19 protein-coding genes are annotated in these 20,189 nt (G+C 71.4%); 15 read left to right on the top strand and 4 right to left on the bottom strand.

The annotated features are described in order from the left end of the window. Positions 1-170 precede the first annotated feature (170 nt). The 3 genes from ABZ880_RS10170 (at position 171) to ABZ880_RS10160 (ending at position 3,836) form a co-directional block, all read left to right on the top strand. Positions 171-2,147: a hypothetical protein gene (locus ABZ880_RS10170; protein ID WP_361259731.1), complete on the top strand. Its 1,977-nt coding sequence runs from the start codon at positions 171-173 to the stop codon at positions 2,145-2,147. After that, positions 2,144-3,334, top strand: a complete 1,191-nt coding sequence (gene mycP, locus ABZ880_RS10165; protein WP_361259729.1) for a type VII secretion-associated serine protease mycosin — start codon at positions 2,144-2,146, stop codon at positions 3,332-3,334. The genes ABZ880_RS10170 and mycP overlap by 4 nt, the downstream gene beginning before the upstream one ends. A gap of 112 nt (positions 3,335-3,446) precedes the next feature. Continuing rightward, positions 3,447-3,836 (top strand): hypothetical protein, encoded by a 390-nt coding sequence (locus ABZ880_RS10160; protein WP_361259727.1) that lies wholly within the window; start codon positions 3,447-3,449, stop codon positions 3,834-3,836. Here the strand turns inward: ABZ880_RS10160 and ABZ880_RS10155 are convergent. Beyond that, the gene (locus ABZ880_RS10155) at positions 3,825-4,826 is read right to left on the bottom strand and encodes a serine hydrolase (RefSeq protein ID WP_361259725.1); all 1,002 of its coding nucleotides are present in this window, start codon (positions 4,824-4,826) and stop codon (positions 3,825-3,827) included. The genes ABZ880_RS10160 and ABZ880_RS10155 overlap by 12 nt on opposite strands. A 150-nt stretch (positions 4,827-4,976) precedes the next feature. Between ABZ880_RS10155 and ABZ880_RS10150 the strand changes: the two genes are divergently transcribed. Then, positions 4,977-5,708 (top strand): SseB family protein, encoded by a 732-nt coding sequence (locus tag ABZ880_RS10150; protein ID WP_361259723.1) that lies wholly within the window; start codon positions 4,977-4,979, stop codon positions 5,706-5,708. Positions 5,709-5,738: 30 nt separating this feature from the next. Here the strand turns inward: ABZ880_RS10150 and ABZ880_RS10145 are convergent, their stop codons facing one another. Continuing rightward, positions 5,739-6,113 (bottom strand): DUF1844 domain-containing protein, encoded by a 375-nt coding sequence (locus ABZ880_RS10145; RefSeq protein WP_361259721.1) that lies wholly within the window; start codon positions 6,111-6,113, stop codon positions 5,739-5,741. Positions 6,114-6,489: 376 nt separating this feature from the next. On the opposite strand from ABZ880_RS10145, the gene infC reads away from it, so the two are divergent. The 10 genes from infC to ABZ880_RS10095 all read left to right on the top strand — a co-directional run bounded on the left by infC (position 6,490) and on the right by ABZ880_RS10095 (position 17,401). Then, a complete protein-coding gene (gene infC, locus ABZ880_RS10140; RefSeq protein WP_361259951.1) occupies positions 6,490-7,149 on the top strand; it encodes a translation initiation factor IF-3 in 660 nt (219 codons plus the stop codon). Positions 7,150-7,260: 111 nt separating this feature from the next. After that, on the top strand, positions 7,261-7,455 hold the full coding sequence (rpmI, locus tag ABZ880_RS10135; protein ID WP_361259719.1) for a 50S ribosomal protein L35: 195 nt from the start codon (positions 7,261-7,263) through the stop codon (positions 7,453-7,455). Between the two features lie 102 nt (positions 7,456-7,557). Next, a complete protein-coding gene (gene rplT / locus ABZ880_RS10130; RefSeq protein WP_004933571.1) occupies positions 7,558-7,941 on the top strand; it encodes a 50S ribosomal protein L20 in 384 nt (127 codons plus the stop codon). A 96-nt stretch (positions 7,942-8,037) separates the two neighbouring features. Continuing rightward, positions 8,038-8,886 carry an RNA methyltransferase gene (locus tag ABZ880_RS10125; protein WP_361259717.1) on the top strand — a complete coding sequence of 283 codons (849 nt, stop codon included), beginning with the start codon at positions 8,038-8,040 and terminating at the stop codon, positions 8,884-8,886. A gap of 53 nt (positions 8,887-8,939) precedes the next feature. Next, complete coding sequence (locus ABZ880_RS10120; protein ID WP_361259715.1) at positions 8,940-10,085, top strand: ATP-binding protein; 1,146 nt, start codon at positions 8,940-8,942, stop codon at positions 10,083-10,085. Between the two features lie 139 nt (positions 10,086-10,224). Next, complete coding sequence (gene pheS / locus ABZ880_RS10115; protein WP_361259713.1) at positions 10,225-11,346, top strand: phenylalanine--tRNA ligase subunit alpha; 1,122 nt, start codon at positions 10,225-10,227, stop codon at positions 11,344-11,346. Next, positions 11,346-13,859, top strand: a complete 2,514-nt coding sequence (pheT, locus tag ABZ880_RS10110) for a phenylalanine--tRNA ligase subunit beta (protein ID WP_361259711.1) — start codon at positions 11,346-11,348, stop codon at positions 13,857-13,859. The genes pheS and pheT overlap by 1 nt, the downstream gene beginning before the upstream one ends. Before the next feature lie 175 nt (positions 13,860-14,034). Next, on the top strand, positions 14,035-15,108 hold the full coding sequence (locus tag ABZ880_RS10105; RefSeq protein WP_361259709.1) for a PP2C family protein-serine/threonine phosphatase: 1,074 nt from the start codon (positions 14,035-14,037) through the stop codon (positions 15,106-15,108). Positions 15,109-15,445: 337 nt separating this feature from the next. Continuing rightward, a complete protein-coding gene (locus tag ABZ880_RS10100; RefSeq protein ID WP_361259708.1) occupies positions 15,446-16,786 on the top strand; it encodes a transcriptional regulator in 1,341 nt (446 codons plus the stop codon). A 75-nt stretch (positions 16,787-16,861) separates the two neighbouring features. Continuing rightward, positions 16,862-17,401, top strand: coding sequence for an NUDIX hydrolase (locus ABZ880_RS10095; RefSeq protein ID WP_030945812.1), 540 nt, complete (start codon positions 16,862-16,864; stop codon positions 17,399-17,401). 32 nt (positions 17,402-17,433) lie between these two features. On the opposite strand, the gene ABZ880_RS10090 is transcribed toward ABZ880_RS10095, so the two are convergent. Beyond that, entirely contained in the window at positions 17,434-17,691 is a 258-nt protein-coding gene (locus tag ABZ880_RS10090) for a hypothetical protein (protein WP_361259705.1), read from the bottom strand. A 224-nt stretch (positions 17,692-17,915) separates the two neighbouring features. Then, a complete protein-coding gene (locus ABZ880_RS10085; RefSeq protein ID WP_361259703.1) occupies positions 17,916-18,776 on the bottom strand; it encodes a 3-hydroxybutyryl-CoA dehydrogenase in 861 nt (286 codons plus the stop codon). A 170-nt stretch (positions 18,777-18,946) separates the two neighbouring features. On the opposite strand from ABZ880_RS10085, the gene ABZ880_RS10080 reads away from it, so the two are divergent. Next, the gene (locus ABZ880_RS10080) at positions 18,947-20,176 is read left to right on the top strand and encodes a family 10 glycosylhydrolase (RefSeq protein ID WP_361259701.1); all 1,230 of its coding nucleotides are present in this window, start codon (positions 18,947-18,949) and stop codon (positions 20,174-20,176) included. Positions 20,177-20,189 lie beyond the last annotated feature (13 nt).

Here is a 20,189-nt window from a genome sequence, read left to right as displayed (position 1 = left end):
ACGCGCACGTAGGGCGGAACGACGTCGGCCACAGCCCGTGCACCGGATGCCGGACCGCCCGTACGGGTATGCGTGTCCGGGACGGGAACGGCCCGGCGTCGACCGATTGAGCGCAAGGACGACGGCCCGCGTACAGGTAGACGGCCCGGGCGCGAGGAAACGGGGGGTGCATGAGCACGGAAGCGCAGCATGCCTCCACCCCTCCGCGCCCGACCGACCCACCACGGCCACCTCACCCGCCGGCGACGGGCGAGGACGGCGCGAACAGACCCGACACGACGGGTACGACCACGGAGGCCTCGACGCACGGCGACACCACCGCGGACCACGCAGCTTCTGCGGGGAGCGTCCCGGCCGACCCGGACCGTCCGGTTGCGACGAACGGTACGTCCACCGACCGCGCGACGACCGCGGACCCTTCAGCCCCCGCCTGGTCGCCCTGGCGCCAGGCCGAACGCTTCGAGGCCTTCAGGCACCGTCCGGCGTCCAAGGGCGCAGGTGGGGGTGGCGAGGACGGGGCCGACGCGGACTCGTCGGCTCGCGGTGGTCCCCGGTCCGAGGGGCGTTCGCCCTCGGGACGCGGCGGCGCGACCGACGCGAACTCCTCGCCCTACCGGCAGGAAGCGGGCGCCTCGTCCACTCGTGGCGCCAAGCCCGACCCCGTCCCGTCACCCCGCCCGGGCACCGAGACCGGCCCGGCCGCCTCGCGTCGCCCCGGCACCGAGCCCGACGCCGACCGCTCTCCCTCCGGCTCCGCCGACGCCCCGCCCCGCTTCCCGCGGCTGCGCGCGCCCTTCGCCGGGGACGCCTTCCCGCTGACGCCGCCCCCGCCGCAGGCCTCGGCCCGCTTCCCTGACGCTCCTCCGGCGGCCGGTACCGGGGGTGCGAACCGCTCGGGCACCGGCGTGCCGCCACGCCCGAGCCACCGCCCCGCCCAGCCGCCCCGCCGCCCGGACGAGACCGCGCAGGAAACCACCACCCGGCTGCGCCCGGTCCCCGCGGACAGCCCGGCCTCCGACCCGGTACGGCGTCCTGGGGCGACCCCGCCGCCCCGGACCCCCTCGTCCGCCGAACCCGTCCGCCGCCCCGGCTCGGCCGTTCCGCCGATGCCGGAGACCCGTCCGGGTGCCGCCACGCCTCCCGCGGCACCCCCGCGCCCGACCTCCCCGCCCGCCGATCCGCCGCGTCGCCCCGCCCCGGCGGACGCGCCGGCCAGGCCGGACGGCCCCCCGGACGCCCCCCTCGGCTCCGGAGTCGTCGTACCGGACCCGGCCCTCTCCTGGAGCGCCCCGACGGTGCCCGGTGGGACGCCCGGTGCCGGCCGGCCCGTCGTCTCGTTCGGGGAGCCCGAGGGGTACGACGAGCGGGCCCGGCCCCGGCCACTCGGCGGGCGGATGCGGTCGCGCACCGCTGCCGTCGCCGCCTGTGTCGTGCTCGGGCTGGGGCTCATCGGCGGGGCAGTGACCGGGAGTTGGCTGGTCGGGGACTCGGAGGACAGCGGCACCCGCGACACGTTCGCCACCGCCGGGAGCCTGTGGCACAGCGTGCCCGTGGACCGGCTGTTCCCGCAGTCCGTGGAGGGCAGCGGCGCCGGACCCGGCGGCGCCGACCGGACCTGGACACGCGTCGCCGTCGCGCCGGACAGCGGCTGCAAGGACGCCTTCGACCCGCTGCTGAAGAAGGCCCTCGCCCCTGTCGGCTGCCGTCGGCTGATCCGCGCCACCTACACCGACGCCACCCAGAGCTTCGTGACGACCGTCGGCCTGCTCTTCACCAAGGCCGACGCCACCACCATGAAGGCCCTCGCCAAACGCTTCCGGAGCGAGGACCTCGGTGACCGCACCGACCTCATGCCCCGCCCGTACGCCGCGAAGGGCACCGTCGCCGCCCGCTTCGGCACCAAGCAGCGCGCCTCGTGGACCGTCTCCGTCCTCACCGACGCCCCCGTCGTCGTCTACTCCGTCTCCGGCTGGGCCGACGGCCGGACCGTCGACACCCCGCAACCCGCCGAGCAGGCCATGCAGTCCGGCGCCACCACGGCCCCCGCCCAGGCGGGCCTGGGCAACGAGGCCCAGGGCCTCGCCGACCGCATCGAGCGGGCCCTCAGGAAAGACGTCACCTCGTCGCCCTCGGAGCAGCCCTCGTGAAGCGCCGCAGCGGCAGCCGCAGCCGCAGTCGTATCGGAACGCTGGGCGTCCTGCTCGCCGCCTCCGTCGCCCTCGTCCCGCCGACCGCCGCGCACGCCGACGGCATCCGTGCCCAGCAGTGGGCCCTGGACGCCATGCACACCACGCAGGCCTGGCAGACAACCAAGGGCAAGGGCATCACCGTCGCCGTCCTGGACACCGGCGTCGAGGCCGACCACCCCGACCTCGTCGGCAACGTGCTGACCGCCAAGGACATGATCGGCTTCGGCGCGAAACAGGGGCAGCGGGCCTGGGCCCGGCACGGCACCGCCATGGCGGGCATCATCGCCGGCCACGGACACGGCCCCGGCGATGCCGACGGCGTCATGGGCATCGCCCCCGAGGCGAAGATCCTGCCCGTCCGCGTGATCCTCGAGGACGGCGACTCGGCCCGCGGCAAGGCCCGCTCCACCCGCGGCAACGCCCTCGCCGAGGGCATCCGCTGGGCCGCCGACCACGGCGCCGACGTCATCAACCTCTCCCTCGGCGACGACTCGGCCTCCGCCCACCCCGAACCCGCCGAGGACGAGGCGGTCCAGTACGCCCTGAAGAAGAACGTGGTCGTGGTCGCCTCGGCCGGCAACGGCGGCGACAAGGGCGACCATGTCTCCTACCCGGCCGCCTACCCGGGCGTCATCGCCGCGACCGCGGTCGACCGCTACGGCACCCGCGCCTCGTTCTCCACCCGGCGCTGGTACTCCACGGTCAGCGCTCCCGGCGACAAGATCGTCATCGCCGACCCCGACCACAAGTACTACGAGGGCTGGGGGACCAGCGCCGCCTCGGCGTTCGTCTCGGGCGCGGTCGCCCTCATCAAGGCCGCCCACCCCGGTCTGACCCCCGCCCAGATCAAGCAGCTCCTCGAGGACACCGCCCGCAATCCCCCCGCCGGCGGCCGCGACGACTCCCGCGGCTTCGGCTTCATCGACCCGGCCGCCGCCATCAAGGCGGCCGGCCGCCTCAAGCCGGAGGGCCTGCAGGTGGCGTCCTACGGCGAGAAGTACTTCGGCTCCGGCCCGGACGCCGCCAAGTCCGAGGACGACACCAGCAGTTGGGCCGCCCCGCTCGCGGGCAGCCTCGGCGGGGTGCTGCTCGTCGTGGCGGTCGTCCTGTGGCGCGGCCGCCGACCGCGCTACGACGACTTCTGACGCCTTCCGCACCCCCGCAGCGCCCGCGCGGATCGGCGCATCGGGGGAAGGCCGAGGAGACGGCCGCGCGCCCGGCGGTCGGGCTCGGGGACGGGCGCTACGTTCGGGCGGTATGGCGCAGCCCATCTTCTACGTCGACCACTCGGACATCCGCGGGGGCAGTCTCGCCGACGTCCGTACCGCGATGCGCGACCTGGCCGAGTTCGTCGAGAACCGCGAACCTCGGCTCATCTCCTACCACTTCTACATCGACCGGGCGGCGTCCACGATGACCACGGTGGCCGTCCACCCCGACGCGGCGTCGCTGGAGCTGCACCTGCAACTCGGCGGACCGAAGTTCCGCGCGTTCGGCGCCCTCATCCGCATGAGATCCATCGACGTGTACGGCGATCCGGGCCCTGCCGTCGTGGAGCAGCTCCGTGAGAAGGCCGAGTACCTCGGCGGAGGCACCGTCACACAGCACACCCTGCAGGCGGGATTCAGCAGGCTGCTACGAGGCTGAGGAGGACGGGGACGGGGTGGCGGATGCGGACGACGAGGACGCGTCCCCGGCGATCGCCGAAACCGCCGCCTTCGCCGCCTCCTCGACCAGCGAAATCCCCTTCGCCTGCGTCGAGTTGCCCTTCGACAGCACCGCCACCAGGTAGTCGTGGCCGTCGGCCGTCACCCGCCCGATGCTGTTGACGTCCCACAGCCCGGTGGTGCTGCGGGCCAGCCAGCCGTTCTTCAGCGCCCACTTCGACCCGCCGGCCGCCGCCGACACTCCCCAGTGCTGGTCGGCCTCGATCTGCTTCATCAGCCCCTGCAGATAGGTCTGCGAGGACTCGCTCAGCTCCGAGTCGTCACCGAACACCTGCTGCAGCAGGGTCAGTTGATCGGCGGCCGTGGTCTGGGTCAGCCCCCACAGCATGTCGTCGCCGCCCTCGGTGTCGGTGAGCCCGAACCGCTTGTTCGCGGCCTCGAGCCCATCCGCCTTCCCGATGGTCCGCCACAGTGCGGACGCCGCGGTGTTGTCGCTGTTCTCGATCATCGTGGTGGCGTACGACTTCTCGGTCGCCGTCAGATGCCGTCCGTCGTCCTGCGCCTGCAGCAACAGCGTCGCCAGGATGTCGACCTTGACGATGCTCGCCGTGTCGAAGGCACCGTCCCCGTACGAGGCGCTGTCGCCGGAGTCCAGGTCCAGCACCGCCACCGACACCTTCGCCTTGCCCGCGACGGACACCGTCTCCATCGCCTCGGCCAGCAGCGCGTCGTAGTCCACCGTCGGCTCCGCCACGGGTTCCACCGATTCCTCCCCGTCGGCCGTGGCCGGGGTGGAGGCCGACGCCGACGACGATACGGGGCTCGCACCCGAGTGCGCCTGAGCCTTCACGTACACGGTCCCGGCGGCCGTACCGCCCACGACGGCGACCGTGGCGAGGGCGGTGTAGAGCAGAGGGCGCGTCCGGGAGGGACGAGCGCGGCGGCTTCGGCGGGCTCTGGAGGACTCCATGCCCGCGATGCTCGGGGCGCCGACTGTGTGCCCCGTTAGACGGAAGTTAGATGTGTGTCAGGGAAATCTGAGAAAGCCGTGAAGCCCGTGAACAAGCGGTTTCCGGGGCCGCACAAGCCCAGCAGCATCCCCCCTATAGGGTCGGTGACCGTGGCGAACAAGAACATTCCCGACTCCGGTTTCTCCGACGACGACGGCTCCGCCGACCCCCGGCTGAGCGCCGCGCTCACCGCCTGGGCCGAGGACCGCACCGCCCTGGGGCCCGTCCTGGAGGCGCTCAAGGGCTCCCGGCTGCTCGTCCCCGTGGTGGCCGTGCTCGGCGAGGTCGAGGAGGACGAGAACGGACTGCGCCGCGAGAAGACCAGCGACATGGCCGTCCCGACCCTCAGGGCCGGATCCCGCACCGCCCTGCCGGCCTTCACCTCCACCGACTCCCTCGCCCGCTGGGACCCGGCGGCCCGCCCCGTCGCCGTACCCCTGCACCAGGCCCTGCAGGCCGCCGCCCACGAGAAGGCGGACACGGTGGTGCTGGACATGGCCGGGCCCGTGCCCTTCGAGCTGACGGGACCCGCGCTGCTCGCGCTCGCCGAGGGCCGTACGACGACCGATCCGCTCGCCGACCCGGCCGTACGGGAGGCGGTGCGCATCGCCGTCGCCGCCGAGTCCGCCGTGCTGAGCGCGCACCTCGGGCCGGGGCAGGCCGACGGCACCCTCGCCCTCGTACTCGATCCGGCGGCCGCTCCCGCCAAGGCCGCCCGCGCGGTCGCCGAGCGGCTCGCCGCCGACGAAACGCTGAGGGCCCGCCTGGTGCGCGGCCTCGACCTGGCGCTGCTGCCGGCCGGGGCGACGCCGCCGGGCGAGCCCTTGTACGTACGGGGATGAACCCCTCGTAGGAAAGAAAACGAGTGCGGACTAGCCGTAGATGGGGCCCGTGTACTTCTCGCCCGGGCCCTGGCCCGGCTCGTCCGGGACGATCGACGCCTCGCGGAAGGCCAGCTGCAGCGACTTCAGGCCGTCGCGCAGCGGGGCCGCGTGGAAGGAGCTGATCTCGGTCGCGGACGCGTCCAGCAGACCCGCGAGTGCGTGCACCAGCTTGCGGGCCTCGTCCAGGTCCTTGTACTTGTCGCCCTCCTCGGTCAGACCGAGCTTCACGGCGGCGGCGCTCATCAGATTGACGGCGACCGTCACGATCACCTCGACCGCGGGGACCTCCGCGATGTCGCGGGTCATCTCGTCGAAGTCGGGAGCCTCGGACGATTCGGTGGACTCAGGAGGGGTGTCACTCATGCCCCACACGATAGGCCCCGGTGCACGACGGTTCGCACCACCCCCGGGCAGCTGCTAACCTTGTGTGACGACCGGCCGGACACGCCCAGAGAAGGACAAGCGTGGCTGGCCCACAAGTGGAGGCTCCGATCTCCCACCCGACTGTCCTCCGGGACGGCGGGTCACCCCGGTCAGGCGGCCACCATCGTTCCGTACGGACGATGGAGTCGCCCGAAAGCGCCCCGCGGGATCGCGGCGGTGCTCCGGCAGTGTTTTGGAGCCCCGCCTGTGATCGTCCGGGGCATTTTTCATGCTTCGGCGCGGTTAGGTCTAACGAAAGAGAGACATAACGCGGCTGTCCGCCAGACCGCCGTGTGGTGCTAACCGAGGAGGATCCATCAGCGCCGAGCCCCGCATCAACGACCGGATTCGCGTTCCCGAGGTGCGACTTGTCGGTCCCAGTGGCGAGCAGGTGGGCATCGTCCCGCTGGCCAAGGCACTGGAGCTTGCGCAGGAGTACGACCTGGACCTGGTCGAGGTCGCGGCGAACGCCCGTCCGCCCGTGTGCAAGCTCATGGACTACGGGAAGTTCAAGTACGAGTCGGCCATGAAGGCCCGTGAGGCGCGCAAGAACCAGGCGCACACGGTCATCAAGGAGATGAAGCTCCGGCCGAAGATCGACCCGCACGACTATGACACCAAGAAGGGTCACGTCGTCCGGTTCCTCAAGCAGGGCGACAAGGTCAAGATCACGATCATGTTCCGTGGTCGCGAGCAGTCCCGGCCCGAGCTGGGCTACCGACTGCTGCAGCGTCTCGCGGAGGATGTCCAGGACCTCGGTTTCGTGGAGTCGAACCCGAAGCAGGACGGCCGAAACATGATCATGGTTCTCGGTCCGCACAAGAAGAAGACCGAGGCGATGGCCGAGGCCCGCCAGGCGCAGGAGGCCCGCAAGGCGTCCGCGAAGGCCAACCCCGGCAAGTCGCAGAACGCCGCGGACGCCGACAGCGTCGTGGAGGAGTCCGAGGCGCCTGCCGAGGCTTCCGCCGAGGCGTGATCCACGGGGACGCAAGTCCCCAAGGACGTAACCGATACAACAGCGACGTTCCACCGTGCCCGGTTTCACGACCGGGCACCGGAACGCCACCGACGAGGAGAGAACGGCGCTATGCCGAAGAACAAGTCGCACAGCGGTGCCAGCAAGCGCTTCAAGGTCACCGGCTCCGGCAAGGTGCTCCGTGAGCGCGCCGGCAAGCGCCACCTGCTCGAGCACAAGTCGTCCCGCCGCACGCGTCGCCTCACCGGCAACGCCGAGATGGCCCCGGGCGACGCCGCGAAGATCAAGAAGCTTCTCGGCAAGTGACGTACGCGGCGCCCTGACTGAGCGCCGTACGTCTGGACCGGGACCCAATCGATTCCGGGCCGTGTGAGTCCAACCACGGCCCCGCTACAAGGAGTTAAACAAGTGGCACGCGTCAAGCGGGCAGTCAACGCCCACAAGAAGCGCCGGGCGATCCTCGAGCAGGCCTCCGGCTACCGCGGTCAGCGTTCGCGCCTGTACCGCAAGGCCAAGGAGCAGGTCACCCACTCGCTGGTCTACAACTACAACGACCGCAAGAAGCGCAAGGGTGACTTCCGCCAGCTGTGGATCCAGCGCATCAACGCCGCTGCCCGCGCCAACGGCATCACGTACAACCGCTTCATCCAGGGTCTGAAGGCCGCGAACGTCGAGGTCGACCGCAAGATCCTGGCCGAGCTGGCCGTCAACGACGCCACGGCGTTCGCCGCGCTGGTCGAGGTCGCGCAGAAGGCCCTGCCGGCCGACGTCAACGCCCCGAAGGCGGCGTGACGCCGACGCTGGCCCAGAGCCGACGTGACATGAGGGACCCGCAGGCTGACGAAGCCTGCGGGTCCGTTGTTTCCTGAGCTTCCGAAGGTGAACCACATGCCCTCCGCCAGCCCCGAGCTGATCTCCCCCCGTTCCCCCCGCGTCTCCGCCGCCCGGCGGCTCGCCAGGCGGAACTTCCGGGGCAAGGAGCGGCTGTTCCTGGCCGAGGGGCCGCAGGCCGTGCGGGAGGCGGCGGCGTACGGGGACACGCTGGTCGAGCTGTTCGCCACCGTCGAGGCCGCCGAGCGGTACGCCGACATCATCGGGGAGGCGCGAGCCGTCGGCGCCCGGATCCATCTCGCCGACGACGATGTGATCACCGACATCTCGACGACCGTCACACCGCAGGGGCTCGTCGGGATCTGCCGGTTCCTCGACACGCCCTTCGAGGAGATCCTCGCCGCCCGGCCCAAGCTCGTCGCCGTACTCGCGAACGTCCGGGACCCCGGGAACGCCGGGACCGTGCTGCGGTGCGCCGATGCCGCCGGGGCCGAGGCCGTCGTCCTGACCGACGCGTCCGTCGATCTCTACAACCCCAAGGCCGTACGGGCCTCCGTGGGCTCGCTGTTCCACCTTCCCGTCGCCGTCGGCGTCCCCGTCGAGCAGGCCGTGGCCGGGCTCAAGGGCGCCGGAGTGCGGATCCTCGCCGCCGACGGGGCCGGGACCGACGACCTCGACCACGAGCTCGACAAGGGGACCATGGGCGGGCCGACCGCCTGGGTGTTCGGGAACGAGGCATGGGGGCTTCCGGAGGAGACCCGCGCGCTCGCGGACGCCGTCGTGCGCGTGCCGATCCACGGGAAGGCCGAGAGCCTGAACCTGGCCACCGCGGCCGCCGTATGTCTCTATGCGTCGGCCCGTGCACAGCGCGCCTCCGGAGGGTGCCGCTCCGTCACCGAGAGCTAGTAGGGTGACCAGCTCGGGGGCCACCTGCGCCGTCTGAGAGGTGGGGTACGGGGATGAGTGTCGGCACGAGCGGTGCGAAAAAGGCACTGCGGGCACGGGACGTGCACCGGCCGCCCGCGCCCCGGCACGGCGATCTCGCCGAGCTCGGCATCGACCCCGACGAGCTGCCCGACGGCCTCGTCGTCGCCGACGAGCACGGCCACGTCATCTGCTTCAACGCCGCCGCCGAGCGCATCACCGCCGTCTCCGCCCAGGACGCCCTCGGGCAGCGCCTGGAGAAGGCGCTGCCGTTAGAGGACCTGGAGGGGCGGCGCTGGTGGCAGCTGACCGATCCGTACGGCGGCCTCGCCATCCGACAGCGGCAGCCCGAGCGCAACCTCCTCCTCCCCGGGGGGCGTGAAGTCCTCGTATCGGCGCGTTACGTCCGCAGTGAACCCACCGGGCCGGTCCGTCGCGTCGTCGTCTCCCTCCGCGACACCGAGGCCCGCCGCCGCACCGAGCGCAGCCATGCCGAGCTGATAGCGACCGTGGCTCATGAGCTGCGCTCGCCGCTGACCTCCGTGAAGGGCTTCACCGCCACGCTGCTCGCCAAGTGGGAACGGTTCACCGACGACCAGAAGCGGCTGATGCTGGAGACCGTCGACGCCGACGCCGACCGGGTCACCCGGCTCATCGCCGAGCTGCTGGACATCTCGCGGATCGACAGCGGGCGGCTGGAGGTCAGGCGCCAGCCCGTCGACATCGGCGCGGCCGTGGGACGGCACATCCAGGCGTACGTCGCCGCCGGGCAGCCCGCCGACCGGTTCCTGCTGCGCATCGAGCAGCCGCTGCCCGACCTGTGGGCCGACCCCGACAAGGTCGACCAGGTGCTCAGCAACCTGCTCGAAAATGCCGTGCGGCACGGCGAGGGAACCGTCACGATTGACGTCACGGCCACGGCGTCCCCCCGCGAGGGCGAGGACACCGGCACGTCGGTCACGGTGAGCGACGAGGGGCCCGGCATCCCGGAGGAGTCCATGAACCGCGTCTTCACCCGCTTCTGGCGGGGCAGCAAGCGCGGCGGCACCGGCCTCGGGCTCTACATCGTCAAGGGCATCGTCGAGGCCCACGGCGGCACCATCACGGTCGGCCGCGCCCCCCAGGGCGGCGCCGAGTTCCGATTTACGTTGCCCGTGGCGGCGCCGGCGTATCTCGCCTGACGGGCCACGGGCGCATTCGTACACCTCCACCCCGTTAGACTCGGCCTTTGGCACCTTTGTGTCCCATGGACGGCCCTCTGACCTCTGCGTGAGTCGGTGACGGGGACCTTCAGCCAGCCAATCGGAAGCACGGGAAGAGATGTCGGCACCGAATAAGTCGTACGACCCGGTAGAGGTCGAGGCCTTGAAACCGGAAGAGATCGAGCGCATGCGGGACGAGGCGCTCGCCGCCTTCGCAGCCGCGGACTCCCTCGACGCGCTCCAGGAGGCCAAGGTCGCGCACACCGGGGGCACCTCCCCGCTGGCCCTCGCCAACCGCGAGATCGGCGCCCTGCCCCCGCACGCCAAGGCAGCCGCCGGAAAGCTCGTCGGCCAGGCCCGCGGCGCCGTGAACAAGGCCCTCGCCGCCCGCCAGGCCGAGCTCGAGGCCGAGCGCGACGCGCGCGTGCTGGTCGAGGAGTCGGTGGACGTCACGCTGCCCTACGACCGCGTACCGGCCGGCGCCCGCCACCCGCTGACCACCCTGTCGGAGCGCATCGAGGACGTCTTCGTGGCCATGGGCTACGAGGTCGCCGAGGGCCCGCAGGTCGAGGCCGAGTGGTTCAACTTCGACGCCCTGAACATCGGCCCGGACCACCCGGCCCGCGGCGAGGCCGACACCTTCTTCATCGAAGGCCCGGACGGCGGCACCGAGTCCGGCGTCGTGCTGCGCACCCACACCTCGCCCGTGCAGATCCGCTCGCTGCTCGACCGCGAGCTGCCGGTGTACGTGATCTGTCCCGGCCGCGTGTACCGCACCGACGAGCTGGACGCCACGCACACCCCGGTCTTCCACCAGGTCGAGCTGCTCGCCGTCGACGAGGGCCTGACCATGGCCGACCTCAAGGGCACCCTCGACCACATGGTCCAGTCGCTGTTCGGCGAGGACATGAAGACCCGGCTCAGGCCGAACTTCTTCCCGTTCACCGAGCCGTCCGCCGAGATGGACATGGTCTGCTACGTCTGCCGCGGCGAGTCCGTCGGCAACCCCGACCGCCCCTGCCGCACCTGCTCCTCCGAGGGCTGGATCGAGCTCGGCGGCTGCGGCATGGTCAACCCGCGGGTGCTCACCGCCTGTGGCGTGGACCCCGAGAAGTACAGCGGATTCGCCTTCGGGTTCGGCATCGAACGGATGCTGATGTTCCGCCACAACGTCGAAGACATGCGAGACATGGTCGAGGGTGACGTCCGGTTCACCCGGCCGTTCGGGATGGAGATCTGATGCGGGTCCCGCTTTCCTGGCTGCGGGAGTACGTCGACCTGCCGGCGACTCAGACCGGGCGTGACGTCCAGGCCAAGCTCATCTCGGCGGGCCTCGAGGTCGAGACGGTCGAGCACCTCGGTGCCGACCTCAAGGGCCCGCTCGTCGTCGGGCAGGTGCTGACGATCGAGGAGCTGACGGAGTTCAAGAAGCCGATCCGCTTCTGCACCGTCGACGTCGGTCAGGCCAACGGCACGGGTGAGCCGCAGGAGATCGTCTGCGGTGCCCGCAACTTCGCCGTCGGCGACAAGGTCGTCGTCGTCCTGCCCGGCGCCACGCTGCCCGGCGGCTTCTCGATCTCCGCGCGCAAGACGTACGGCAAGACGTCCCACGGCATGATCTGCTCCAGTGACGAGCTGGGCATGGGCGACGACGGCACCAAGGGCATCATCGTGCTGCCGCCGGAGTCCGAGGTCGGCAAGGACGCCATCGAGCTGCTCGAACTGGTCGACGAGGTCCTCGACATCGCCGTCACCGCCAACCGCGGCGACTGCCTGTCCATCCGCGGCGTCGCCCGCGAGACCGCCATCGCCTACGGCCTGCCGCTGCGCGACCCGGCGCTCCTGGACGTCCCCGGCCCGAACGCGTACGGCTACCCGGTCCAGGTCTCCGACCCGCTCGGCTGCGACCGCTTCACGGCCCGCACGGTCACCGGTCTGAGCCCCGAGGCACGCTCCCCGATCTGGCTGCAGCGCCGTCTGCAGAAGGTCGGGATGCGCCCGATCTCGCTCGCCGTCGACGTCACCAACTACGTGATGATGGAGCTCGGCCAGCCGCTGCACGCCTACGACCGCAACCTGGTCCAGGGCACGATCGGCGTCCGCCGCGCGGCCGAGGGCGAGAAGATCGTCACCCTCGACGGCGTCGAGCGGAAGCTGCACGCCGAGGACCTGGTGATCACGGACGACCGTGGCCCCATCGGGCTCGCGGGCGTCATGGGCGGCGCCAACACCGAGATCGCCGACCACGACGACGTCGAGAATGCGTCGACGGATGTCGTCATCGAGGCCGCGCACTTCGACCAGATCTCCATCGCGCGCACCGCCCGCCGCCACAAGCTGTCCTCCGAGGCGTCCCGTCGCTTCGAGCGCGGCGTCGACCCGCAGGCCGCGTCCGCCGCGGCCCAGCGCACCGTCGACCTGCTGGTGCTGCTCGCGGGCGGCACCGCCGAGGCCGGCGTCACCGAGGTCATCGCGCCGTCCGCGCCGCACACCATCACCGTCCCGGCCAACCATCCGGACAAGGTGGCGGGTGTCGACTACGGCCGCGAGATCGTCGTACGGCGGCTGCAGGAGGTCGGCTGCGACGTGTACGGGCAGGACGAGCTGATCGTCACCGTGCCGTCCTGGCGGCCCGACCTGGACGACGTCAACGACCTCGCCGAAGAGGTCATCCGGCTCGAGGGCTACGAGAACCTGCCCTCCACGCTGCCCAAGCTCCCCTCGGGCCGCGGCCTGACCCACCGGCAGCGGCTGCACCGCCGCGTCGGGCGCGCGCTGGCCGGTGCCGGGTACGTCGAGGCGCCGAACTACCCGTTCATCGGTGAGCAGGTCTTCGACCAGCTGCTGCTGGCGGCCGACGATCCGAAGCGCCGCGTCGTCAAGCTCACCAACCCGCTCAACGACGAGGAGCCCGCGCTCCGCACGTCGCTGCTGCCGGGTCTGCTCGCCGCCCTGCGGCGCAACGACGGCCGGGGCTCGCACGAGCTGGCGCTGTTCGAGACCGGCCTGGTCTTCCTCCCCCGCGAGGAGCAGAAGGCCGCCGTCTCGCTGCCCGTCGACCGGCGTCCCACCGACGAGGAGATCGCCGAGCTGAATGCCGCGCTGCCCGAGCAGCCGCGCCAGGTCGCCGTCGTCCTCGCGGGCGCCCGCGAGCAGGCCGGCTGGTGGGGCAAGGGCCGTCCGGCGGACTGGGCCGACGCGGTCGAGGCGGCGCGGGCGGTTGCCCGTGAGGCCGGTGCCGAACTGCTCGTCCGCAAGGGGCAGTACGGGCCGTGGCACCCCGGTCGGACCGCCGAGCTGGTGGTCGTGGCCGACGGTGCGGAGACGGTCGTCGGACATGCCGGTGAGCTGCACCCGCGGGTGGTGAAGGCCCTCGGTCTGCCCGAGCGGACCAGCGCGATGGAGATCGACCTGGACGTGCTGGAGGCGGTCGGCAACGACACCCCGCAGGCGCCGAGCATCTCGACGTTCCCGGTGGCCACGCAGGATGTGGCGCTGGTCGTCGACGCGTTCGTGCCGCATGCCGATGTGGAGGCCGCCCTGCGTGAGGGTGCGGGTGAACTGCTCGAGGGCATCCGGCTGTTCGACGTGTACGAGAACGCCGAGCAGTTGGGCGAGGGCAGGAAGTCGCTGGCCTATGCGCTGCGGTTCCGGGCCGTGGACCGGACGCTGACCGTCGACGAGGCGTCTGCGGCACGTGATGCGGCGGTTGCCCTGGCGGGTGACCGTACGGGGGCCGTTCTGCGCGGATAGGGCCACCCGCATATGCCCCCACCTGCATAAATGCAGTTGTCCGGAGGTTGCTCACTCATTCGGGTGACAAGTCCGGGTGATCTGGCCCAATCCGGCCATGCGGTCGACAGAATCGGACCGGCCTTTCGAGGTCGGTCCGATTGCGCTTTCGGGGCCTGACTGGGGGACCATCGGCATGATCCGCATCAAGGCTGGGGTTCCCCGCAGTGCGGGGAGGCGGCCGTTGCGCCGGGTGCTCGCGCTGGGGCTGCCCACCATGTGGGGCGCCATGGCGATCACATACAAACTGGCCTGTCCGCTCGCCCGGCAGAACGGACTGGAGGCGCGCATCGTCACCAGCGCCGTCTTCTTCGCCGTGGGCACCGGGCTGATACTCCACGTCCGGCATGCGCTGCTGCGCGAACTCAAGGAGGCGCGGCAGGTCGCGGGTGCCGCCCAGAGTGTGCTGCTGCGGCCGCTGCCTCCCCGTATCGACGGGCTGAACACCGCCGCCGCCCAGCTCTCCGCGGACCGCGGCGCGGCCATCGGCGGTGACCTCTACGAGGTGATCGCCACCGAGCACGGTGTGCGGGTCGTGATGGGTGATGTGCGCGGGCACGGACTGGCCGCCATCAGCACCGTCGCCGCCGTGCTCGGCAGCTTCCGCGAGGCCGTGCACGACGAGCCCGAACTCGGCTGTGTGCTACGGCGGCTGGAGCGCGCCCTCGCCCGCCATCTGCGCGAGCGGGCCCGCAGCGAACACCCCTCGGCCGGGCCCGAGCCGGACGGCCCGGTCGCCGAGGAGTTCGTCACCGTACTGCTGCTGGAGATCCGGTCGGACGGCGAGATGCGCGCCCTCAACTGCGGGCACCCCTGGCCGTATCTGCTGGGGCCGGCCCGGGCCGAACTGCTGGCCCGGGCCGAACCGCTGCCTCCCCTCGGGCCGTTCCCGTTGCCCGCCGAGCTGACCGCCGTCCGCTGCGGTCAACTCCTGCCCGGCGAGGCGCTGTTCCTGCACACGGACGGTGCCGAGGACGCCCGTGACGGACGTGGCCGGTTCTTTCCCTTGGCGGCCACGCTGGCCGAGGCCGTCGCCGCCGGGCCGGTGTGTCCGCGGTCCGTGCTGCGCGCCGTCTTCGCCGGGCTGCTGCGGCACTCAGGGGGAAGGCCCGCCGACGACGTCGCACTGCTCGTCCTGCACAACGACCGCCGCCATGTCGTGCCGGCCCATGGCGAGCCGGTCGGACACCGGGCGCACCGCCTCACGTGACGTCGAGGCCGCGATGCGCCACGCTCCCCCGCGGTGCGCCCGGCGCTCCCGCGTGGTCTGGGCGGGGCTCCCCCTGGAGTGGTGTCTCTGCGCGGCGCGCCGTCCGCCCCGCCACGGAGTGTCGGGCAGGCAGCTGGGCGGACGGCGCGGATTCGGGCCGCCGCACTGTACGAGGGGGAGCCGGCGGCCCGGCCGGCCTCTTGCGAGGCATTTCAGTCAACCGGCTGGAAACTCTCCGCGACAGTGCGCGCACGCTGCGGATTCGAGCACTCCGTTCACACCCCGTGTGAAGGCGTTCGCACTACTCTGACGGCACCGAGCCACCCGGGGGGCACATATGCAGCCCAACACTCTGCTCGACGCGATCCTGGACGAGGCCGGGATCTCGCATGCGGGGCTGGCAGCACACGTCAATCAGGCGGGGCGGGCGCGCGGCCTCGCGCTCCGGTACGAACACACCGCCGTAGCACGGTGGTTGAAGGGGCAGCGGCCGCGCGGTCAGGTGCCCGACCTGATCTGCGAGGTGCTCGCGGGCCGGCTGCACCGGCCGGTCACGCTCGACGACATCGGTCTCGGGGTGCCCGGCGAGCCGTCCACCCCGCACGGAACGTCCCTGTCCGGCTTCGTCGAGCGGGCCACCGCCCTGTGGCGCTCCGACGAGCAGCAGCGCCCGCACATCCTGGGTGCGCCCGCGGTGACGGGCACGCCCGCGGTCATGCCCGTGTGGGAGTGGGAGAACCCGCCCGAGGACGTGGACGTCTCCCGCGGTGGCCGGCACCGGGTCACCCACGGTGACCTCGAGATGCTGCGCGCCGCCCGTACCCACTACGAGCAGATGTACCGGAAGGCGGGTGGGATCGCGACGCGTACGCGGATCGTGGGGTTCCTGAACGCCGAGGCCGCCCCGCTGCTGCGCGGCAGCTACACCGACGCCACCGGCCGCCAACTGCACCGCGCCACGGGCGGGTTGGTGGCGATCGCCGGCATCTGCGCGTACGACTCCGACGCGCACGGACTCGCCCAGCGCTACTTCCACCAGGCCCTGCGGCTCGCGAAGGCCAGTGGGGACCGGGGCCTCGGCGCGTATGTGATCGCCCTGCTGGTCAACCAGTCCCTGTTCATGCGGGAGTACCGGCAGGCGGTCGCCTTCGCGGAGGCCGCGCTGCGCGCCGCCGGCAAGCACATCACCCCCGCGCTCGCCTCGGACCTGTACGCGATGCAGGCCAAGGCGTACGCACACCTCGGCGACGGCACGAGTGCCCTGTCCTGCATCCGGCGTGCCGAGCAGGCCGCCGAACGCATCCGGCGCGGGTACGAACCCGACGAAACCGGCTATGTCCAGCCGGGGTTGGTCAACGTCCAGGTGGCGGAGGCACTGCTCAGCCTCGGCGAACTCGTGGCCGCGGGGGAGCACGCCGCGGCCGCCGTCGGCAATCCCGCCCACGACCGCGGCCGGGTGCACCGGCTCGCCATGCTCAGCACGATCGAACTGCGCCAGGGCAACGCCGACAAGGCCGTGGCCACCGCCGTGCAGATGGCCGAACAGGCCCGCGGAATGGAGTCCCAGCGGCTGCGCGACAGACTCCGCGCGGTACGCGAGCACCTGGTGCGCAACGGCTGCGCGGGCACCGCCGAGGCGGCCGAACTCATCGACGGGGCACTGCGCGTACCGCTGTAGACCGGCTTCCGAGCACCGACGCCCCACAGTCCCTGCTGCGATATTGCCACTTACTCGACGGAAGGTGGCAGAACCGTGCAGTGGACGAAACAGAACGAACAAACGGTGTATGCGAACCGCTGGTTCACCGTCAACCTGGCAGATGTGGAACTGCCGGACGGGCGGCACCTGGACCACTTTCTGATACGGCTGCGGCCCGTCGCCGTGGCCACGGTGGTGAACGAGGCCAATGAAGTCCTCCTCCTGTGGCGCCACCGTTTCATCACCGACAGCTGGGGGTGGGAACTGGCCGCGGGTGTGGTCGAGGACGGCGAGGACATCGCCGTGGCGGCCGCCAGGGAACTCGAGGAAGAGACCGGCTGGCGACCGGGACCCCTGCAGCACCTGATGAGCGTCGAGCCGTCCAACGGGCTCACCGACGCCCGGCACCACATCTACTGGGCCGACGAGGGCGAGTACGTCGGACACCCCGTGGACGACTTCGAGTCGGACCGCCGGGAATGGGTCCCCCTCAAGCTCGTCCCCGACATGGTCGCCCGCGGCGAGGTCCCGGCCGCCAACATGGCGGCCGCGTTACTGCTCCTGCACCATCTGAGGCTCGGGCAGGACGCCTGACCCTGATCCCCCCACCGCGTCCTGGTCCTGCGTCAGTGGCCCAGGGCCTGCCATATCGTTGCCACGAGCGCGCCCACCGCGGTCAGTGTCGCCATCGCGGGCAGTGGCCAACGGGCGTGCTCCAGGGCGACGATGCGTGCGCTCAGGTCGTCGACTTCCTTGTCGGTCTCCTCCGTGCGATGGGTGAGCAGAGCCAGCCCTCCCTCGACGCGCGCGTAGGCGACATCGAGGCGGCGGCGTAACTCTGCGAGTTCTCCTTGGACCACGGGATGCTCCGGGTCGGCGGTCACGGGTCCGCTCCTTTCCGTAGTCGTCACATCCGTTGCATGCGCATGAAGAGTCAACTCGCCTGGTGGACGCGTGGGGAGCGTGTGCGAGCGGCATATGCGAGCCCGGCGCGCACACGGTGTGTGAATGACGCGGGCCCGGCACTCCTCGGAGTGCCGGGCCCGCGTTGGTCGCACTGTGTCACCAGCACCCTGGAACGGGCACTGTGCACCGATCTGCCGAAGCGTCAGGGGTAGGTGTAGAAGCCCGAGCCGGACTTCCGGCCGAGCCGGCCCGCGTCGACCATCCGCTGCAGCAGCGGGGGAGCGGCGTACAGCGGCTCCTTGTACTCCTCGTACATCGAGTTGGCGATGGAGACGATGGTGTCGAGGCCGATCAGGTCGGACAGCTTCAGCGGGCCCATCGGGTGGGCGCAGCCCATCTCCATGCCGTTGTCGATGTCCTCGCGGCCCGCGATGCCCGACTCGAACATGCGGATGGCGGACAGCAGGTACGGCACCAGCAGCGCGTTGACCACGAAGCCGGAGCGGTCCTGGGCGCGGATCGCGTGCTTGCCGAGCACCTTCTCGGCGAAGGCCTGGGCGCGGCTGAGCGTGCCCTCGGACGTGGTGAGCGCCGGGATCAGCTCGACCAGCTTCTGCACGGGGGCCGGGTTGAAGAAGTGGATGCCGACGATGTGGTCCGGGCGCGAGGTGGCGACCGCGAGCTTCACCAGCGGAATGGAGGAGGTGTTGGAGGCCAGGATGGCGTCGGGGCGGGTCACCACCTGGTCGAGCACCTGGAAGATCTCCGTCTTCACCTGCTCGTTCTCCACGACGGCCTCGATCACCAGGTCGCGGTCGGCGAACTCGCCGAGGTCGGTGGTGAAGCTCAGCCGCGCCTGCGTCGAGTCCCGCTCCTCCTCGCTGATCTTGCCTCGCTCAGCCGCCTTGGCCAGGGAGTTGAGCAGCCGGGTCCGGCCGATCTCCAGGGCCTCGCCGGTGGTCTCGGCGACCTTCACGTCCAGTCCGGCACGGGCGCACACCTCGGCGATGCCCGCTCCCATCTGGCCGCAGCCGACCACTCCGACGCGCTCGATGTCGGTCACATCGTCCCCTTCGCAGATCTACGAATGCGGCAGGACGCCGGTGGTTCGGTGCCTGCTCCGATCGTGCACGTTACCCCCAAGTATCGATGATCGATCGGCGGGGTCGTAGCATCCTGGGGCGCGGAAACGATCCGTGACCGCGCGGATCCGCACTGTTTTGGGGAGTGCAGATGGGGCGAGTGACACGGCGGGCGTTCACGGCCGCCGTACTGGCGACTCTGAGCATGACGCCGGACGCGGCGGCGGCCGTACCGGGGCGCCACCGGGCCGCGATCATCGAGATGCGGGGCATGTGGCTGGCGACGGTGGCCAACCGGGACTGGCCCTCCCGGCCGGCTTTGACCGCGACCGAGCAGCGTACGGAACTGATCGGCCACCTCGACGTGGCGGTGCGCAACCGCCTCAACGCCGTGATGTTCCAGGTGCGTCCGACCGCCGACGCGCTGTGGCCCTCGCCGTACGAACCGTGGTCGCAGTACCTCACCGGCACCCAGGGCAGGAACCCCGGCTGGGATCCCCTCAGGACGGCGGTCGAGGAGGCGCACGCCCGAGGTCTGCAACTGCACGCCTGGTTCAACCCGTACCGCATCGCCAACCAGCCGGACCCGACGAAACTCGCCGCCTCGCACCCCGCGCGCCTGCACCCCGACTGGGTCGTGCCCTACGGCGGGAAGCTCTACTACAACCCGGGGCTGCCCGAGGTCCGCGCCTTCGTCCAGGAAGCGATGCTCGACGCGGTGCGCAAGTATCCCGTGGACGGTGTGCACTTCGACGACTACTTCTACCCGTACCCGGTGGCCGGCCAGACCTTCGACGACGACGCGGCCTACGACCGCCATGGCGGCGGCTTCCCGAACCGGGCCGCCTGGCGCCGCGACAACATCGACCGGCTGGTGTGCGAGATGGGCGCCCGCATCAAGCAGATCCGGCCGGCCACGCGCTTCGGCATCAGCCCCTTCGGGGTCTGGCGCAACGCCGCCACCGACCCGCTCGGCTCCGACACCCGGGCGGGCGTGCAGACGTACGACGACCTGTACGCGGACACCCGCAAGTGGGTGCGCGAGCACTGGATCGACTACATCTGCCCGCAGATCTACTGGAACATCGGCCTCGCCGCCGCCGACTACGCCAAGCTGCTGCCCTGGTGGGCGGAGACGGCGCGGGGCACCGCGACGCAGGTGTACGCGGGGGAGGCGCTGTACAAGGCGGGCGACCCGGCGCAGCCCGCGGCCTGGCAGGACCCGGCCGAACTCTCCCGGCACCTCACCCTGGCCAAGGAGTACCCGCAGGTGCGCGGGCATGTCTTCTTCGCCGCCAAGGACGTGGCGACGGACCGGATCGGGGCCATGGCGAGGGTGGTCGCCGACCACTACCAGCAGCCGGCGAAGCCCCCGCGCTGATCCTCCGGCTGGC

The sequence above is a fragment of the Streptomyces sp. NPDC047043 genome (genome assembly GCF_040644055.1).
Classification (GTDB): domain Bacteria; phylum Actinomycetota; class Actinomycetes; order Streptomycetales; family Streptomycetaceae; genus Streptomyces.
The sequence above is the reverse complement of the archived record's forward strand: the minus strand, read 5'-3'. Positions and strand labels throughout refer to the sequence as shown.

Bases quoted from the DNA above. Each gene is read 5' to 3' on its own strand.
- ABZ880_RS10170 (WP_361259731.1), top strand. From the start codon at position 171: ATGAGCACGGAAGCGCAGCATGCCTCCACCCCTCCGCGCCCGACCGAC.
- ABZ880_RS10160 (WP_361259727.1), top strand. From the start codon at position 3,447: ATGGCGCAGCCCATCTTCTACGTCGACCACTCGGACATCCGCGGGGGC.
- ABZ880_RS10155 (WP_361259725.1), bottom strand. From the start codon at position 4,826: ATGGAGTCCTCCAGAGCCCGCCGAAGCCGCCGCGCTCGTCCCTCCCGG.
- ABZ880_RS10145 (WP_361259721.1), bottom strand. From the start codon at position 6,113: ATGAGTGACACCCCTCCTGAGTCCACCGAATCGTCCGAGGCTCCCGAC.
- rpmI (WP_361259719.1), top strand. From the start codon at position 7,261: ATGCCGAAGAACAAGTCGCACAGCGGTGCCAGCAAGCGCTTCAAGGTC.
- ABZ880_RS10125 (WP_361259717.1), top strand. From the start codon at position 8,038: ATGCCCTCCGCCAGCCCCGAGCTGATCTCCCCCCGTTCCCCCCGCGTC.
- ABZ880_RS10120 (WP_361259715.1), top strand. From the start codon at position 8,940: ATGAGTGTCGGCACGAGCGGTGCGAAAAAGGCACTGCGGGCACGGGAC.
- pheS (WP_361259713.1), top strand. From the start codon at position 10,225: ATGTCGGCACCGAATAAGTCGTACGACCCGGTAGAGGTCGAGGCCTTG.
- pheT (WP_361259711.1), top strand. From the start codon at position 11,346: ATGCGGGTCCCGCTTTCCTGGCTGCGGGAGTACGTCGACCTGCCGGCG.
- ABZ880_RS10105 (WP_361259709.1), top strand. From the start codon at position 14,035: ATGATCCGCATCAAGGCTGGGGTTCCCCGCAGTGCGGGGAGGCGGCCG.
- ABZ880_RS10100 (WP_361259708.1), top strand. From the start codon at position 15,446: ATGCAGCCCAACACTCTGCTCGACGCGATCCTGGACGAGGCCGGGATC.
- ABZ880_RS10080 (WP_361259701.1), top strand. From the start codon at position 18,947: ATGGGGCGAGTGACACGGCGGGCGTTCACGGCCGCCGTACTGGCGACT.